Below are 14,636 nucleotides of genomic sequence, written 5' to 3'. Positions count from 1 at the left end.
AGCGCGCCGACCAGCGACGGCGCGCAGGAATGACTATCAGGCGGCCTTCTTCGGCGCGTCACCCTTCTTCTTCTTCGGCATCAGGTACTTGGTCAGACCCTGGAACCACATGACCAGCGCCGGGTTGCCCTGAATCTGGATGTCCTTGTTCTGGATACCCTGCATGAAGGCCAGCTGCTTGTTCTTCGCGGTCATGGTCTCGAAGCCGTAGGCGGCATCCCTGAAGCCGATGGCGAAGGCAGGCTCCTTGGCCGCGCCGCGCTTGCTGGTCACACGCTGGCCGGCAACGATGAAGTGGCGCGCCACCTTGCCGTCGAGGGTGTGCAGCTGAAAGACCATGTCGCGGCCTTCGAGCTGCTGGCGGAAGTCTGGATTGTCACGGCTGGCCTTGGCCATCAGACGGCCAAGCATCCACAGAAGAAAACGGAATTTCATGCACGGGCCCTAGTGATCGAAGAGGATGGCCGCGCATTGTAGTGGTTTTCTTGCAGGACTACAGCCTGCCAAAAGCACGGCTACAGCGTCAGAGACGCAGGGCGCGCCTTGGGCAGAAGGAGCTTGATGAGAAGCGGGAGAAGCCCGGAGCCGAGCGGCTCCGGGCAGCGGGCTCAGTTGACCGCGTCCTTCAGGGACTTGCCCGGTTTGAAGGCGACGGTATTGCTGGCCTTGATCTTCACCGGTTGACCGGTTTGCGGGTTCTTGCCAGTACGGGCGCCACGGTGGCGCTGGACGAAGGTACCGAAGCCCACCAGGGTCACACTGTCCTTGCGGTTCAGTGCACCGGTGATTTCTTCCAGTACGGCGTTGAGTACACGATTGGCCTGATCCTTGGTCAGATCAGCCTTTTCGGCGATGGCGGCGGCGAGTTCCGGTTTACGCATAGATGCCTCTTTGACGGTTTTTTGTTGTTGTGTCCGTGCTGTTCTTCCAGAACAGCGCCTAAGGCGCCGCAACAGCTCTGCGCTGCGGCAGACCCTTGGAGAATGGCATGCCGCATCGCGCTGCGCCAGTGTTGTCCGACACTTTAGCCGGGCAATTTCGTGGCGTATCCGACAGAACGCCAGGCGATCACGCCAGCAGCGGCGGCAATTCCTTGTTCAGCGCCAGCTTCTCCTGCACCGCGGCGCCGGTCAGGGCATAGCCCAGCAGGCTGCCCGCAGCATCGCGGCACAGGGCCTTGATGTCGCCACCGCTGCCTTCCACGGTCCATTCGCCGTGGCTGCCACGCGGCGGTGGCGACACCACCAGCGGGCATACCGGGGTCTTCACCGTGACCGGCATGGGCCCGTAGCCGACAGCTGTCGGCTCGCCGGCCAGGGTCTTGGCGAGGGCGCGGGCGCAGGCCATCAGCGGCATCACGTAGAGCAGATTGAGGCCATCGACCTCGGCGCAGTCGCCCAGGGCGTAGATGTTGGCGTGGGAGGTACGCAACTGGCGGTCCACCATCACCCCGCGATTGATGTCGAGGCCGGCCGCTGCGGCCAGGGCGGTGCGCGGGCGCAGGCCGACGGCAGAGACCACCGCGTCGCACGCGATCAGGCTGCCATCGGACAGCGTGGCCTGCAGCGCATCGCCCTGACGATCGAGACTGGCCAGCACCGGCCCGAGGTGAAAGCCCACGCCCAGTCCCTCCAGGCCAGCCTGCACGGCAGCAGCGGCGGCCGGGTGCAGCAGCCCGGGCATCACCTGCTCGCAGGGCGCCAGCACTTCGATCTGATAGCCGCCGGCGCTGAGGTCGTTGGCAAACTCGCAGCCGATCAGGCCGGCGCCGAGAATCAGCACGCGGCGCTTGCCGGCCACGGCGCTGCGAAAACGTGCGTAATCCTCCAGGTCATTGATGGGGTAGATGGCGTCCTGGGCATCGCCCTCCACCGGCACGCGGATCGGCTCGGCGCCCCAGGCCAGCACCAGATCACGGTAAGGCACGGCCTCTTCGCCGATCCACAGACGCTTGTGCCCGGGGTCGATGCCGGTGATGCGGGTATGGGTGCGAATTTCCGCGTTGAGCTGTTCGGCCATGGCGCCCGCCTCGGCCATCGCCAGGCCGTCGGCGTCCTTGTTCTTGCCGAAGCCGGTGGACAGCATCGGCTTGGAATAGGAACGTCCGTCGTCGGCGGTGATCAGCAGCAGCGGCGTCTGCGCGTCGAGCTTGCGCCACTCCTTGGCCAGGTTGTAGCCGGCCAGGCCGGTACCGACGATGACGACAGGTGCACTCATGCTGTGATTCCTCTGCGAAAACGACGCGACGGCCCGCGCGGCCGTCACCAGTGGTTGGCGTTGCGGGCGGGTCAGGCGATTTCGATCATTTCGAAATCCGCCTTGCCGACGCCGCAGTCGGGGCATACCCAGTCGGCAGGGAGGTCCTCCCAGGCCGTACCGGGCGCGATGCCCTCCTCGGGCAACCCCTCGGCTTCGTCATAGATGAAGCCGCAGACCACGCATTGCCATTTGCGCATCGCTCTCTCCTACGACAGTTGCCCAAGCCGACCCTACTCCAGATAGGCCTCGCCAGCCAAGAGCGCGACTGCGCCTCCAGCCGGAGGATGGGGGGCGGTCAGGCCGTAATCGGAGCACCAGGTGACGTCCTCGGACATGTGCAGCCGCCGGGCTTGCCGCAGTATCCAGAGCCCCCCGGAGCAAAACCGGGCAAGACCTATAAGAACCCACGAGGCCACGCATCGATGTCCTTGATCCTCTCCGCTGCGATTCTCGCCCTGCTCGGTCTGACCCTCTGGGTACTGCTGCGCTGGGGCAGGCTGCGCTGCACCGGCAGCGAGCCGGTGGGGCTGTTCACCTTCCTCGCCATTCTCTTCACTTCCGGCCTGGACATGGGCCTGATCATCTTCCCGCTCACCGAATTCCCCACCTACGCCAGCGAGGAGCCCTACCAGTTCTCCAACCCGCTGGCGGTGGCCTTCGGCTTCTGGGGTTTCCTGATCTGGGCGTTCTACTTCATCACCACCTTCTACTTCTGCGTGATCGAGCCCAAGGTGAAGTTGTTCGAGCTGCGCCCGGTGAAGCTGGTGAACAACCTGGTGATCGTCTCCACCTGTGCCTTCACCGCCTACCTGTTCCTGGTCAACATCGCCTGGTACGCCCCGGAGGTCAGCGAGACCTGGCACTACCTCACGGTGGTGGCGATCCTCCTCGCGGCGATCTATTCGAGCACCGACATTCGTTACCTGAAGATTCTCAGCGTCGCCTCCACCTGGCTGTTCTTCGCGCTGATCCTGGGCATGGCGCTGGTCGGCGCGTTCACCCCCGCTCACCTCGCCAGGGCCGCGGCGGACATCGGCAGCGGCTACTTCGCCGAGCTGCCACGGTTCATCCTGCCGCTGAGCGACTACCACGCCTTCTACCTGTTCTGGTGGTTCGCCTGGAGCATCATGATCGGCCAGTTCGTCTCGCGCTTCGTCGGCGGCCTGCGAACCTACCAACTGCTCTTGGCGCTGCTGATCATCCCGTCGATTCCGCTGGCGATCTGGTTCGCCGTGCTGCACCACTATTTCGCCGCGGACATCGCCGTCGCGCCTCAGTGGAAGCTGGCCATGCTGGCTGTCGGGGTGATCTTCGTCATCAACTCGGTGGACTCGCTGGTGCGCCTGTACAGCGACAACCTGGGGCTGAGCGTGCAGCGGCTGGGGCGCGGGCGCTTCATCGCCTGCCACTTCGCCCTGCTCGGCGCGCTGGTGCTGGCGTTCAAGTTCACCCCGTTCGAGATCCAGTGGGTGGGGCTGGCGGTCATCGGCCTGTACGCCGTGACCCTGGGTCTGCTGCTGCGCCGCTGCCGACCGGCATTACGCGGCATCGATATGGCGCGCGCCGGCCACACGAAGTCCTCCTCCGCCTGAGGCCGGCGCACACCTGGCAACGGCCCGATGCCGCGAGGGCATCGGGGCCGCGGGCGCCTAGAACGCCAGACCGACGCGCAGGCCGACCTGCTCCTGCTTGAGCTTGCTGCGCTCGGCGAGTTCGCTGTTGCTGTCGAGCTCGTAGCGGGTCTGGGTGTAGTACAGGCTGGTGCTGATCGGCAGGTTGTTGATGCCCTTGTTCCACAGCATGGTCAGCTCGCCGTAGGGGTTGACCTTGTTCTTCAGGTCCACCGAGTCGCTGTCGCCGTCGACCTTCAGGCGTGCCTCCGGGTCGATGGAGTAACGCGCGCCGACTTCCAGACGCAGGGTGTAGTCCGGGGTCAGGTAGTTGTAACCCAGCCCGGCCTTGGCGAATGGCGACTTGCTGGTGAGCTTGACGTTGCTGTCGAGCGGGCCGACGTCGTCCTGCTCGATACGACCCCAGTCGTAACCGCCACCGACGATCACGTCGACGTAGTTGTTGGGGCTCAGCGCGGCACGCAGGCCGAGGTCGAGGTCGGCACGCGAGGACTTGTATTCCACATCGTCCTTGTCACGGTACTGGCCTTCGATGCCGGCCTGGTAGATGAAACCTTCCTGCCCCGTCAGCTTGTTGCCGAAGTGGAAGAACAGACCGCCCTGGTTGAGGCGTTCCTTGTCGCTTTCGTCGTCCACGGTCAGCTTGTACTGGTTGTGCGAAGCGATCACACCGAGGGTGGAAATCGGATCGGTGACCGAGTCTGCATAGGCCTGCGAGGCGCCCGCCAGGCACAGGGCGAGAGTAGCTTTGGGGGTTATGCTGGTCAGCTGCATGACTATGTCCTTGGCAATGAGTGGATAACGCCGCTCACCACAAAAGGTGGGACGTAAGTTCCTAGACTGCCCCTGACCACGGCGATTCGGTAAACCCGATGAGTGGTTGCGAAACTGAACGAAGCCTGAATGAGACTGCGCCAGAGGAGAAAATGTTGACCGAATGGTCACCCGGCCGGCTCGTTGCGAGCCTGGCCGGTGACGGGCTGCCTCAGGCGATCTTGAGCACCTTGGCCAGCACCACCTTGGGCCCCTTCATCTTCTTGACGATGATGCGCAGGCCCTCGGTTTCCAGCACCTCTTCCTCCTCGGGCATGCGCTTGAGCGTCTCGTAGATCAGCCCGGCGAGGGTCTCGGCCTCGATATGGTCGAGGTCGACGCCAAGCAGGCGCTCGACCTTGGCCAGCGGCGTGTCGCCGCGCACCAGCAGCTTGCCCGGCTGGTAGGCGAGGATGCCACGCTCGGCCTTGCGGTGCTCGTCCTGAATATCGCCGACCAGCGCTTCGAGCACGTCCTCCATGGTCAGGTAGCCGATCACCTTGCCATCGGCCTCCTCGACCAGGGCGAAATGCGCGCCGCCCTGACGGAACTGCTCGAGCAGCTGCGACAGCGGCATGTGCCGGTTGACCCGCTCCAGCGGGTGCATCAGATCCGCCAGGTTGAGCGCGGACGGCAGCATCTCCAGCAGCGACAGCTGCAGCAGCAGGTCCTTGATATGCAGCACGCCGACGAACTCGCCCTTGCTCTCGTCGAAGATCGGGTAGCGGCTGTACTTGTGCCGGCGGAAGGTGGCGAACACCTGATCGAGGCTGGCGTTGAGCTCCAGGAAGACCAGGTCTTCGCGCGAGTTGGCCCAGTCCACCACCTCCAGCTCGCCCAGCTCCACCGCCGAGGCCAGCACGCGCAGGTCCTGGTCGGTGGGCGCGCCGGCGCGGCTGGAATGCAGGATCAGCTTGAGCTCCTCGCGACTGTAGTGGTGCTCGTGATGCGGGCCCGGCTCGCCCTGCCCGGCGATGCGCAGGATGGCGTTGGCGCTGGCGTTGAGCAGGAAGATCGCCGGGTACATCAGCCAGTAGAAGGCGTACAGCGGCGCAGCCGTCCACAGCGAGAGCAGCTCGGGCTTGCGGATCGCCCAGGACTTGGGCGCCAGCTCGCCGACGACGATATGCAGGTAGGAAATGATCGAGAACGCGGTGAAAAAGGCGATGCCGTGAATCAGCCTCGGCGACTCGATGCCGATGGCCGCCAGCAGCGGGGTGAGCAGTTCGGCGAAGGCCGGCTCGCCGACCCAGCCCAGGCCCAGCGAGGCCAGGGTGATGCCCAGCTGGCAGGCCGACAGGTAGGCGTCCATCTGGTTGTGCACGGTGCGCAGGATGTGCCCGCGCCAGCCGTGCGCCTCGGCCAGGGCGTCGACCTTGGTGGCGCGCAGGCGCACGATGGCGAACTCGGCGGCGACGAAGAAGCCGTTGAGCAGGACCAGGAACAGGGCGAACAGAACGAGACCGAAGTCGGCGAAGTAGACGGAAGCGGGAAGACTCGTGGAGGGGTCCATGAAGGTTCGAATTGGCCAATGACCGCTAGAGGGTGGGGGCTCGCGACAACGAATGCAAGCCCTCAGCGCCCGCGCTGGACGACCTGCGCAGGTACGAAATGGCAGGTGAAGGTGCTGCCCTTGCCCGGCACGCTGCTGATCTCCAGATTGCCGCGGTGGCGCAGCAGCACATGCTTGACGATGGCCAGGCCCAGGCCGGTGCCGCCGGTGTTGCTGGCGCGGCTGGAGTCAACCCGGTAGAAGCGCTCGGTCAGGCGCGGCAGGTGCTTGGCTTCGATGCCCATGCCGGTGTCGCTGACCGCCAGGTGCGCGCCCTGCTCGTCACCGAACCAGCGAATGCGAATCTCGCCGCCGGCCGGGGTGTACTTCACCGCGTTGAACACCAGGTTGGAGAAGGCGCTGCGCAACTCGGTCTCGCTGCCCTTGAGCTTGAGGTGCGGATCGGCCTCCAGGCTGATGCGGTGGTTCTGTTCGCCGGACAGCGCCTGGGCGTCGTTCTTGATCGACAGCAGCATCAGGTCGACCGCCACCGGCTGGTTGTCCGAGGGGTAGTCGGTGGCCTCCAGCTTGGCCAGCAGCAGCAGATCGTTGAGCAGGGTCTGCATGCGCGCGCCCTGCTGCTGCATCTGCTGCAGCGCGCGCAGCCAGCGCGGATTGACCGCCTCGACGTTGTCCAGCAGGGTCTCCAGGTAGCCGGCGATCACCGTCAGCGGCGTGCGCAGCTCATGGGACACGTTGGCGACGAAGTCCTTGCGCATCTGCTCGAGCTGATACAGGCGGGTGACGTCGCGCACCAGCAGCAGGTGCTCGCGGTTGCCGTAGCGGGTGATATGGAACTGCAGGCGGCGGCGGTCGTTGATCGGCGAGGGAATCTCCAGCGCATCGGCGTAGTTGCCGCGCTCGAAGTACTCCTTGAAACGCGGATCACGCACCAGGTTGGCCATGGGCTGACCGCTGTCCTGCGGGGTCTTCAACCCCAGCAGGGTCTCGGCCGCGCGGTTCCACCACTCCAGATTGCCCTGGCTGTCGAGCATCACCACCGCATCCTTGAGCGCCGCGGTGGACTCCTGCACGCGATCAATCACCGCCTGCAGGCGGCCGCGCGCCTTCTGATTGCGGCGCTGCAGATGGTAGATGCTGTCGAACACCTCGCCCCACAGGCCGTAACCGTCCGGCGGCGGCTCGTCGGGTTTGTGCTCGCGCAGCCACTTGTGCAGGCGCAGCAGCTGGCTGAGGGTCCAGCCCAGATGAATCGCCAGGCCCACGGCCAGCGCCCAGGCGTATTCGCCGGTGATGAAGCCGAGCAGCAGGCAGGCGCCAACCAGCAGCAACAGGCGGCGCACCACGGCGCCACGCCAGTCTTGATTCACGATGGAGCGCATCCTTGTGAGAAGAGCGAACCCGCAGAAGCTGATTTACGATCTCGCGAGCTAGAGCCATGCAAGGCGAAAGCAGGTGAGGAAGCGGAGTGTACTTTTGTACATGAGCATTCCGAACCTGTTTTCAACGCAGCAGGGCCGACGCGCAGCAGATCGTAAACAGCTTCTCAGCCTTTGGTGGAGAAACGATACCCAGTCCCGCGCACGGTTTGTACCAGGTTTTCGTAGGCATCGCCGAGGGCCTTGCGCAGGCGGCGGATATGCACGTCGACGGTGCGCTCCTCGACGTAGACGTTGCCGCCCCAGACCTGGTCAAGCAGCTGGCCGCGGGTGTAGGCACGTTCCTGATGGGTCATGAAGAACTGCAGCAGACGGTATTCGGTCGGCCCCATCTCGGCCGGTTTGCCGTCGATGGTGACGCGGTGGCTGATGGGGTCGAGCAGCAGGCCGCCGACCTCGATCGGCGCCTCGCTGTCGCTTGGCCCGGCACGGCGCAGCACGGCCTTGAGGCGGGCCACCAGCTCGCGCGGCGAGAACGGCTTGGTGATGTAGTCGTCGGCGCCGACCTCCAGGCCCTGGATCTTGTTGTCCTCTTCGCCCTTGGCGGTGAGCATGATGATCGGGATATCGCTGGTCAGCTCGTCGCGCTTGAGGCGCCGGGCCAGTTCGATGCCGCTGGTGCCGGGCAGCATCCAGTCGAGCAGGATCAGATCGGGTTTGCGGTCGACGATCACGGCGTGTGCCTGCTGGGTGTTCTCCGCCTCCAGGCACTCGTAACCGGCCATCTCCAGGGCCACCGCGATCATCTCGCGGATCGGTGCTTCGTCATCGACGATCAGGATGTTCTTGCCAACCATGGTCCTGCCTCGGTTCGTTCAACTGTCTGCGCCGCATTAGATAACGGAATTATTGCAGCGATATGACAGGTAGGCGGCAAGCCTTAGCGCAATGCGTAGTCCAGCACGATGCCGACGAAGATCGCCAGCCCCGCCCAGTGGTTGTGCAGGAAGGCGTTGAAGCAGGCCATCGGCTTGCGGTTGCGGGTCTTGTGGTATTCCCAGACGAAGCAGGCGGCGGCCACCAGCAGGCCGGCGTGGAACCAGACGCCCAGCTCGAAGCGCGCGCCGGCCAGCAGCAGGCAGAGCAGCGCCAGGCCCTGCAGGCTGGCGATGATCAGGCGGTCGGCGTCGCCGAACAGGATGGCGGTGGATTTAACCCCGATCTTCAGGTCGTCCTCGCGGTCGGCCATGGCGTAGTAGGTGTCGTAGGCCACGGTCCACAGCAGGTTGGCGATGTACAGCAGCCAGGCTTCCGGCGGCAGGCTGCCGGTCTCGGCGGTAAAGGCCATCGGCATGCCCCAGGAGAAGGCCGCGCCGAGCACCACCTGCGGGTAAAAGGTGTAGCGCTTCATGAAGGGGTAGCAGGCGGCCAGGGCCAGGCCGCCGAACGACAGCCAGATGGTGGTGGCGTTGGTGAACAGCACCAGCACGAAGCTCAGGGTCACCAGCACGGCGAACAGCAGCAGTGCTTCGCGCGGCTGGATCTTGCCGCTGGCCAGCGGTCGCGCCCGGGTGCGGCTGACGTGACCGTCGAAATTGCGGTCGGCATAGTCGTTGATCACGCAACCGGCGGCGCGCATCAGGATCACGCCGAACACGAAAATGAACAGATTCTTCGCACTCGGCACGCCTTCGGCGGCCACCCACAGCGCCCACAGGGTCGGCCACAGCAGCAGGTAGATGCCGATGGGTTTGTCCAGGCGCATCAGCTGAATGAAGTCCCAGGCGCGCGGGTGCAGGCGGGTGGTCGATTGCAGCAGGCGGGTGTACATCGAAGCGTCTCCGTGCAGGTTGCGCGGATTATAAGGGGAAAAGCGTTTCGGCCGAGGCGCTCGGGTCGCCCTCCTCCCACCGTCTACCAGCGGCAGCAGAGCGGTTACGCGTCGATCGCGGCCGCCTGCCAGAAGGCCGGCAGAAAGACTTCGGCCACCAGCACGCCGAGTGCACCGCGGCTGAAGCACGAACGTCGCGCCCACAGACGCTCCTCTCGCACCTCATCCGGCAGCCAGGCCGCCGGATAACGACAGGCCTGCAACTCGCCGCGGTCGAAGGCACGATCGCTGAACAGCAGCTCACCCAGCGAGCGGCTGCCCAGCTCGGCCAGGTTCAGTCCAGAGCCTTCCAGCACGCTACGCGCGGCGACGCTGCGGGCGAATACCCAGGGCTGACCGTGACCACGCAGGTACACCTCGCGCACCCAGCCCTGGCTGCCATCGGCCACGCCGAGGGCGGCGCACTCGTCATTGCGCAGACGCTGCCAGCCCTCCTGCAGCGGCGTTACCGAGAAACCGTCGTTGGACAGCGCGGTCAGGCGGCGGGTCAGCGAATCCTCGTTGAACAGCCAGTCGCGCACACCGGCAGGCGGCTGCGGATGCAGCTGGGCATTGGTCAGCCAGCGCGGCGGATGGGCAAGGGCGGCGTGAGGCACGGCAGAATCACCACGAATCGGAAGCGCGCGAGTCTAGCACGCTGCGCCGGGCGCTTGAGACCGGTAGGGAGGGCTTTAGCCCACTCAGTAAGGTTGCGGTGTGTACAGCTGCGCCGAGCCCGGCTCGCCGAGCAGCTGTTCGAGAATCTCGTGATGCATGGCCAGCAGCTTGCCGTTGCGCTCGTTGAGGCGCTTGCACTGGCCAGCCAACTGGCCGAGCTGCTCCCAGGTATGTTCGAGGTGCTTGCGCTGGGCCTGTGGATAACGCGCCAGCAGCTTCTGCATCGCACTATTGCCGCTGCCCAGCTGAAAGGCGGCGAGCACCTTGCTGCGCCGTTCGGCGCGGGCCTTGGCCTGGTCCACCAGCGGCAGGATCTGCTCGTTGAGCAGGTCGATCTGCCGGCTGTCGCGCTTGAGCAACTGCTGATACAGCTCCTGCATCAGGCCGCGCAGGGCCAGGTAGTCGGCGCAGTCCTGTTGCAGGTCCTGCTCGACGACCAGAAGCAGCTGTTGCTCACGACTGAGGGTCACGCATCGCTACCGCTGTGATAGGTGAGCATGCTGCCGGCCAGCGCGGCCGGATCGCTGCTCAGCTCGCCGCGAGCCAGAGCGGCCTTGAGCTGGGCGACCTTGTCCAGATCGACCTCGGGCAGGCTGCGCAGGGCTTGCTGCAGTTGCTCCAGACGCGGCTCGGCGCTGGCCGCCGCACGCGAGGCGGTACTGCTCTGCGCGCGCGCGCTCTGCACCTGCGCCGGGGCGTCGCTGGGCAGGTTGAGGCTGGGCTTGAGGTGCCTGCTGATTTCCATGATTCGAATCCAACTCGTGGTGTTATGGCCTAAGAGCGACCAGACGCGGCAAGGACTTAAACGCGTCGAAGAAAAATTAACTCACCTGCGCCCGCCACCAGGCCTGGGCGGCCAGGCCATCCTGAATCTTCTGCTCCTGGCGGGCAAGCAGCTCCTGCCATTCGTTGATCTTGCCTTCGAGAAACTGGGCGATGACCTTCTCGCTGCGCATCGCCGCCAGCAGCTCGCCCTGGATGCGTGCCAGATTCTCCTCGGCCAGCGCCAGCTCGCGCCGCTGCAGTTCGACCATCTTGTACAGCGTCGCCTTGTAGCGCTGCTGGTTGTCGCGTTGCAGCGGCGTGGTCATCGGCACGCTGAAGCCGCACAGACGGCTGAGTCCGGTGATGTTGTTGCGGTAGCGCTGGCACAGGTTCTGCTGGTAGCTGACCCGGCCGAGCATCTGCTGCACCCTGCTGCCGCGCAGGCTGGCCAGGCGTCCGAGCACTTCGATCTGCTGTTTCATTTGATGATGCCCTGCAAGGTGGCGATGCTGGCGCCGAGCTCGGCGCCGCTGCCGACCTCCTGGCGCAGGAAGCGTTCGAGGCTGGGCGCCAGCTGCACGGCGCGGTCGGTCTTGGCGTCCATGCCCGGGGTGTAGCCGCCCAGGGGGATCAGCTCCTTGATCTTTTCATAGGTGCTGTAGAACTCCTTGAACTGGCGCGCTGCGCCCAGGTGCGCGGGCTCGCCGACCTGGCTCATGCAGCGGCTGACCGAGGCGGAAATGTCGATGGCCGGGTAGTGGCCGACATCGGCCAGGCGCCTTGAGAGCACGATATGACCATCGAGGATGGCGCGTGCGCAGTCGACGATCGGGTCCTGGTGGTCATCGCCCTCGGCCAGCACGGTGTAGATGGCGCTGAGGCTGCCACTGCCGCTCTCGCCGTTGCCGGCGCTCTCCACCAGCTCCGGCAGCATGCCGAACACCGAAGGCGGATAGCCCTTGGTCGCCGGCGGCTCGCCGAGGGCCAGGGCGATCTCGCGCTGGGCCATGGCGTAGCGGGTCAGCGAGTCGACCAGCAGCAGCACGTCCTGGCCCTGATCGCGAAAATAGGCGGCGATGCTGTGGCACAGCTCGGTGGCCTTCAGGCGCATCAGTGGCGACTCGTTGGCCGGCGCCACCACCACCACGGCCTTGCGCAGCCCCTCCTCGCCGAGGGAATGCAGGAGAAATTCCTGCACCTCGCGGCCGCGCTCGCCGATCAGCCCGACCACCACCACGTCGGCCTTGGTCTGCCGGGTGATCATCCCCAGCAGCACGCTCTTGCCCACGCCGGAGCCGGCGAACAGGCCGACGCGCTGGCCCTTGCCCAGGGTCAGCAGGGCGTTGATGGCGCGTACGCCGACATCCAGCGCAGCTTCCACCGGACGGCGCTTGAGCGGGTTGACCGTGGGCAGCTCGACCGGCAGCGGGTCGCGCCCGGAGAGCTTGCCGCGCTCGTCCAGCGGCTCGCCGAGGCCGTTGACCACCCGGCCGAGCCAGGACTCGTCGATCTGCAGCAGCGCCTCGTCCTTGGCCGGGAACACCCGCGAGCCGGCAGCCAGGCCGACCGGCTTCTTGAACGGCATCAGGTAGGTGATATCGCGGTTGAAACCGACCACCTGGGCATCCAGCAGGCTGCCGTCGGCCTGCTCGACGCGGCAGCGCTGGCCGGTGCTGCGCTGGCAGCCGAGGCTCTCCAGCAGCATGCCGGAGACCCGCACCAGGCGCCCGGCCACCTTGGCCAGTTGCACGCCGTCGAGCGAGCGCAGCGCTTCGTCGAGCTTGTAATCCAGCATGCGCGATCAGGCCTCGGTCAGATGCAGGTGTTCGGCCAGGGTGTCGATGCAGGCATCCAGGCGCTGCTGGCAGCCCACGTCGGCCTCGGCCTGCGGCGTGATCACGCGGCACTCGCCCAAGGCCAGGCGCTCGTCGGCCACCAGCTTCCAGCCGGCCGCGCGCTCCGGCGCCAGCGCCTTGATCCGCGCGTATTCCTCGGGGCTGAGCAGCACCTGCACGTCTTCGGGCTCGCCCGGCATGCTGCTCAGGGCTTCCTCCACCAGTGCCAGCAACTGGGTCGGATGCAGCGTGAGTTCGCAGCGGATGACCTGCTGCGACACCTTCTTCACCAGTTCCAGCAGCTCCTGACGACGCTTGTGCTCCAGCTCGCCAAGGTACTGCTCGAGCGTTTGGCTGATCCGCTCCAGTGGCTGCGCGGCCAGCTCGAATTCGCGCCGTCCTTCATTGCGGCCGTCCTCACGGCCCAGGCGCAGGCCCTCGGCCCGACCCTGCTCGAAGCCGGCCTGGCGTCCGGCTTCCTCGCCCTGCTGCAGACCGTCCTGGTAGCCCTTCTCGATGCCCTGCTGAAAGCCGTCGGCCATGACCCGCTGCAGGCCGGCGGCATCGCCGCTCCAGTCCACTGCCGGCTGGCTGCTGCGTGGCGGAAAGCGGTAGGCGCGCCACTGGCGGGTATCGCCCTTGATCACCTTGACCGTCATCTCATTCCACCGTCTGTTCGCGGAACAGCTGCACCTGCAGCTCGCCGCTGGCCGACATTTCCCGCACCACGGCCATGATGTCCTTGCGCACCTGCTCGACGCGGCTCAATGGCACCGGACCCTGACGACGGTTGATCGATTCCATCTGCTGCGCCTGGCGCTTGGGCATGGCGCCAGTGATGGCGCGCACCAGCTCGGGTTCGGCGCCCTTGAGGGCGACCACCCATTCCTCCAGCGGCACCGCCTCGAGCAGTGCCTGCAGCACGTCCTGGTTCTGCCGCGAGAGGATGAAGAAGTCGTACATCTCGTCCTCGATGCGCTCCACCAGTTGGTCGTCGTGGGCGCGCAGCAGTTCGAACATCTGCCCGCGGTCGCCCTTGAAGCGGTTCATGATGTCCGCCGCCTGCTTGATACCGCGCACCTGCGAGCCCTGGGTGCTAAGCACCGCCAGGCTGCGTTCGATCAGCTGCTCCAGCTCGGCGATCACGTCGCTGTTGACCTCGCTGAGGTTGGCGATGCGGTACAGCAGCTCGTCCTGGCGCTCCTTGGGCATGCACTCGAGCACCTCGCTGGCCATGCCCGGCGGCAGGAAGGCGAGAAACACCGCCTGCATCTGCGCGTGCTCCTTGGCGATCAGCGCGGCGAACTGCTTGGGGTCGAGCCATTCCATCTTGGCCATCTTGGCGCGGATTTCCTCGCCGTAGATGCTGTCGAGCAGCGAACGGGTGATCTCGCTGCCCAGCGCCTTGCTGAGCATGCCGGCCAGGTAGCCACGCGAGGCGCCCTTGATGCTGCTCTGCTCCTTGTAGTCCTCGAAGAAGCGGCCGATCACGTCGGAGACCATTGGCTGCTTGACGTTGGACAGGCGCGCCATGGCCTGGCTGATGGCGACGATTTCCTCGCGGGAGAAGTGGCGGAGCACGCCGGCGGAAATCTCGTCGCCCATGCTCAGCATGAGGATGGCCGCCTGCTCGGACGAACTCAGCGAGCGATTCTGCACGCGCATGCGCATTTCCTTGGCGGTGGAACCACCGCGGCCGTCAGGCTGGGTTGAGGTCTCGCTCATTGCGTCCTATCCATTGTTTGATGACTTCCGAGACGCGCTCGGGATCGTTCTTGGCCAACATCTGCAGGTGTTCGATCTGTAGCTCCAGGCCCGAGCCGGGCGCCGGCAGGCGGATCTCCGACAGCGGGCTGAGCTCGCCGAGCACCGTGGCGCCCGGAGGTTCGTCGC

General features: G+C 65.7%; 17 protein-coding genes and 1 pseudogene. 1 reads left to right on the top strand and 17 read right to left on the bottom strand.

The genetic code is table 11. The features are described from left to right. Nucleotides 1-36 precede the first annotated feature (36 nt). The 4 genes from N7333_RS14145 to rd all read right to left on the bottom strand — a co-directional run bounded on the left by N7333_RS14145 (nucleotide 37) and on the right by rd (nucleotide 2,456). Nucleotides 37-435, bottom strand: a complete 399-nt coding sequence (locus tag N7333_RS14145) for a helicase (RefSeq protein ID WP_129483680.1) — start codon at nucleotides 433-435, stop codon at nucleotides 37-39. 173 nt (nucleotides 436-608) lie between these two features. Continuing rightward, the gene (locus N7333_RS14140) at nucleotides 609-881 is read right to left on the bottom strand and encodes an HU family DNA-binding protein (protein WP_003242571.1); all 273 of its coding nucleotides are present in this window, start codon (nucleotides 879-881) and stop codon (nucleotides 609-611) included. Between the two features lie 187 nt (nucleotides 882-1,068). Next, on the bottom strand, nucleotides 1,069-2,217 hold the full coding sequence (locus N7333_RS14135) for an FAD-dependent oxidoreductase (RefSeq protein WP_129483681.1): 1,149 nt from the start codon (nucleotides 2,215-2,217) through the stop codon (nucleotides 1,069-1,071). Between the two features lie 71 nt (nucleotides 2,218-2,288). Continuing rightward, nucleotides 2,289-2,456: a rubredoxin gene (gene rd, locus N7333_RS14130; protein ID WP_012020158.1), complete on the bottom strand. Its 168-nt coding sequence runs from the start codon at nucleotides 2,454-2,456 to the stop codon at nucleotides 2,289-2,291. Between the two features lie 225 nt (nucleotides 2,457-2,681). Between rd and N7333_RS14125 the strand changes: the two genes are divergently transcribed. Continuing rightward, nucleotides 2,682-3,851: a BCCT family transporter gene (locus N7333_RS14125; protein WP_012020159.1), complete on the top strand. Its 1,170-nt coding sequence runs from the start codon at nucleotides 2,682-2,684 to the stop codon at nucleotides 3,849-3,851. A gap of 57 nt (nucleotides 3,852-3,908) precedes the next feature. Here the strand turns inward: N7333_RS14125 and N7333_RS14120 are convergent, their stop codons facing one another. The 13 genes and pseudogenes from N7333_RS14120 to N7333_RS14060 all read right to left on the bottom strand — a co-directional run. Next, nucleotides 3,909-4,664: an outer membrane beta-barrel protein gene (locus N7333_RS14120; protein ID WP_003242579.1), complete on the bottom strand. Its 756-nt coding sequence runs from the start codon at nucleotides 4,662-4,664 to the stop codon at nucleotides 3,909-3,911. Nucleotides 4,665-4,875: 211 nt separating this feature from the next. Then, a complete protein-coding gene (locus tag N7333_RS14115) occupies nucleotides 4,876-6,216 on the bottom strand; it encodes a hemolysin family protein (protein WP_012020160.1) in 1,341 nt (446 codons plus the stop codon). A 62-nt stretch (nucleotides 6,217-6,278) separates the two neighbouring features. Next, entirely contained in the window at nucleotides 6,279-7,598 is a 1,320-nt protein-coding gene (gene phoR, locus N7333_RS14110; RefSeq protein ID WP_012020161.1) for a phosphate regulon sensor histidine kinase PhoR, read from the bottom strand. A gap of 164 nt (nucleotides 7,599-7,762) precedes the next feature. After that, on the bottom strand, nucleotides 7,763-8,452 hold the full coding sequence (gene phoB / locus N7333_RS14105; protein ID WP_003242584.1) for a phosphate regulon transcriptional regulator PhoB: 690 nt from the start codon (nucleotides 8,450-8,452) through the stop codon (nucleotides 7,763-7,765). Nucleotides 8,453-8,535: 83 nt separating this feature from the next. Next, nucleotides 8,536-9,426, bottom strand: coding sequence for a 4-hydroxybenzoate octaprenyltransferase (gene ubiA / locus N7333_RS14100; RefSeq protein WP_129483682.1), 891 nt, complete (start codon nucleotides 9,424-9,426; stop codon nucleotides 8,536-8,538). A 104-nt stretch (nucleotides 9,427-9,530) separates the two neighbouring features. Then, nucleotides 9,531-10,082: a chorismate lyase gene (locus N7333_RS14095; protein WP_003242588.1), complete on the bottom strand. Its 552-nt coding sequence runs from the start codon at nucleotides 10,080-10,082 to the stop codon at nucleotides 9,531-9,533. Nucleotides 10,083-10,166: 84 nt separating this feature from the next. Beyond that, nucleotides 10,167-10,613, bottom strand: coding sequence for a flagellar export chaperone FlgN (gene flgN, locus N7333_RS14090; protein WP_012020164.1), 447 nt, complete (start codon nucleotides 10,611-10,613; stop codon nucleotides 10,167-10,169). After that, nucleotides 10,610-10,888: a flagellar biosynthesis anti-sigma factor FlgM gene (gene flgM, locus N7333_RS14085; RefSeq protein ID WP_012020165.1), complete on the bottom strand. Its 279-nt coding sequence runs from the start codon at nucleotides 10,886-10,888 to the stop codon at nucleotides 10,610-10,612. The genes flgN and flgM overlap by 4 nt, the downstream gene beginning before the upstream one ends. 76 nt (nucleotides 10,889-10,964) lie before the next feature. Further along, nucleotides 10,965-11,390, bottom strand: a complete 426-nt coding sequence (locus tag N7333_RS14080) for a flagellar FliJ family protein (RefSeq protein WP_129483683.1) — start codon at nucleotides 11,388-11,390, stop codon at nucleotides 10,965-10,967. Beyond that, complete coding sequence (fliI, locus tag N7333_RS14075; RefSeq protein ID WP_012020167.1) at nucleotides 11,387-12,703, bottom strand: flagellar protein export ATPase FliI; 1,317 nt, start codon at nucleotides 12,701-12,703, stop codon at nucleotides 11,387-11,389. Before fliI ends, N7333_RS14080 begins: the two co-directional genes overlap by 4 nt. A gap of 6 nt (nucleotides 12,704-12,709) precedes the next feature. Further along, the gene (gene fliH / locus N7333_RS14070; protein WP_012020168.1) at nucleotides 12,710-13,402 is read right to left on the bottom strand and encodes a flagellar assembly protein FliH; all 693 of its coding nucleotides are present in this window, start codon (nucleotides 13,400-13,402) and stop codon (nucleotides 12,710-12,712) included. Between the two features lies 1 nt (nucleotide 13,403). Next, a complete protein-coding gene (locus tag N7333_RS14065) occupies nucleotides 13,404-14,468 on the bottom strand; it encodes a FliG C-terminal domain-containing protein (protein WP_012020169.1) in 1,065 nt (354 codons plus the stop codon). Beyond that, nucleotides 14,443-14,636, bottom strand: a pseudogene (locus N7333_RS14060) (flagellar M-ring protein FliF); the annotation flags it as partial. The pseudogene N7333_RS14060 and the gene N7333_RS14065, both read right to left, overlap by 26 nt.

It is taken from the genome of Pseudomonas sp. GD04158, from assembly GCF_029834875.1.
Classification (GTDB): Bacteria; Pseudomonadota; Gammaproteobacteria; order Pseudomonadales; family Pseudomonadaceae; genus Aquipseudomonas; species Aquipseudomonas hydrolytica.
This window is presented reverse-complemented; position numbering and strand designations above follow the sequence as displayed.

Bases quoted from the DNA above. Each gene is read 5' to 3' on its own strand.
- N7333_RS14125 (WP_012020159.1), top strand. From the start codon at position 2,682: ATGTCCTTGATCCTCTCCGCTGCGATTCTCGCCCTGCTCGGTCTGACC.
- N7333_RS14145 (WP_129483680.1), bottom strand. From the start codon at position 435: ATGAAATTCCGTTTTCTTCTGTGGATGCTTGGCCGTCTGATGGCCAAG.
- N7333_RS14135 (WP_129483681.1), bottom strand. From the start codon at position 2,217: ATGAGTGCACCTGTCGTCATCGTCGGTACCGGCCTGGCCGGCTACAAC.
- N7333_RS14140 (WP_003242571.1), bottom strand. From the start codon at position 881: ATGCGTAAACCGGAACTCGCCGCCGCCATCGCCGAAAAGGCTGATCTG.
- ubiA (WP_129483682.1), bottom strand. From the start codon at position 9,426: ATGTACACCCGCCTGCTGCAATCGACCACCCGCCTGCACCCGCGCGCC.
- fliH (WP_012020168.1), bottom strand. From the start codon at position 13,402: ATGACGGTCAAGGTGATCAAGGGCGATACCCGCCAGTGGCGCGCCTAC.
- phoB (WP_003242584.1), bottom strand. From the start codon at position 8,452: ATGGTTGGCAAGAACATCCTGATCGTCGATGACGAAGCACCGATCCGC.
- N7333_RS14115 (WP_012020160.1), bottom strand. From the start codon at position 6,216: ATGGACCCCTCCACGAGTCTTCCCGCTTCCGTCTACTTCGCCGACTTC.
- N7333_RS14120 (WP_003242579.1), bottom strand. From the start codon at position 4,664: ATGCAGCTGACCAGCATAACCCCCAAAGCTACTCTCGCCCTGTGCCTG.
- flgM (WP_012020165.1), bottom strand. From the start codon at position 10,888: ATGGAAATCAGCAGGCACCTCAAGCCCAGCCTCAACCTGCCCAGCGAC.
- N7333_RS14080 (WP_129483683.1), bottom strand. From the start codon at position 11,390: ATGAAACAGCAGATCGAAGTGCTCGGACGCCTGGCCAGCCTGCGCGGC.
- N7333_RS14065 (WP_012020169.1), bottom strand. From the start codon at position 14,468: ATGAGCGAGACCTCAACCCAGCCTGACGGCCGCGGTGGTTCCACCGCC.
- fliI (WP_012020167.1), bottom strand. From the start codon at position 12,703: ATGCTGGATTACAAGCTCGACGAAGCGCTGCGCTCGCTCGACGGCGTG.
- rd (WP_012020158.1), bottom strand. From the start codon at position 2,456: ATGCGCAAATGGCAATGCGTGGTCTGCGGCTTCATCTATGACGAAGCC.
- phoR (WP_012020161.1), bottom strand. From the start codon at position 7,598: ATGCGCTCCATCGTGAATCAAGACTGGCGTGGCGCCGTGGTGCGCCGC.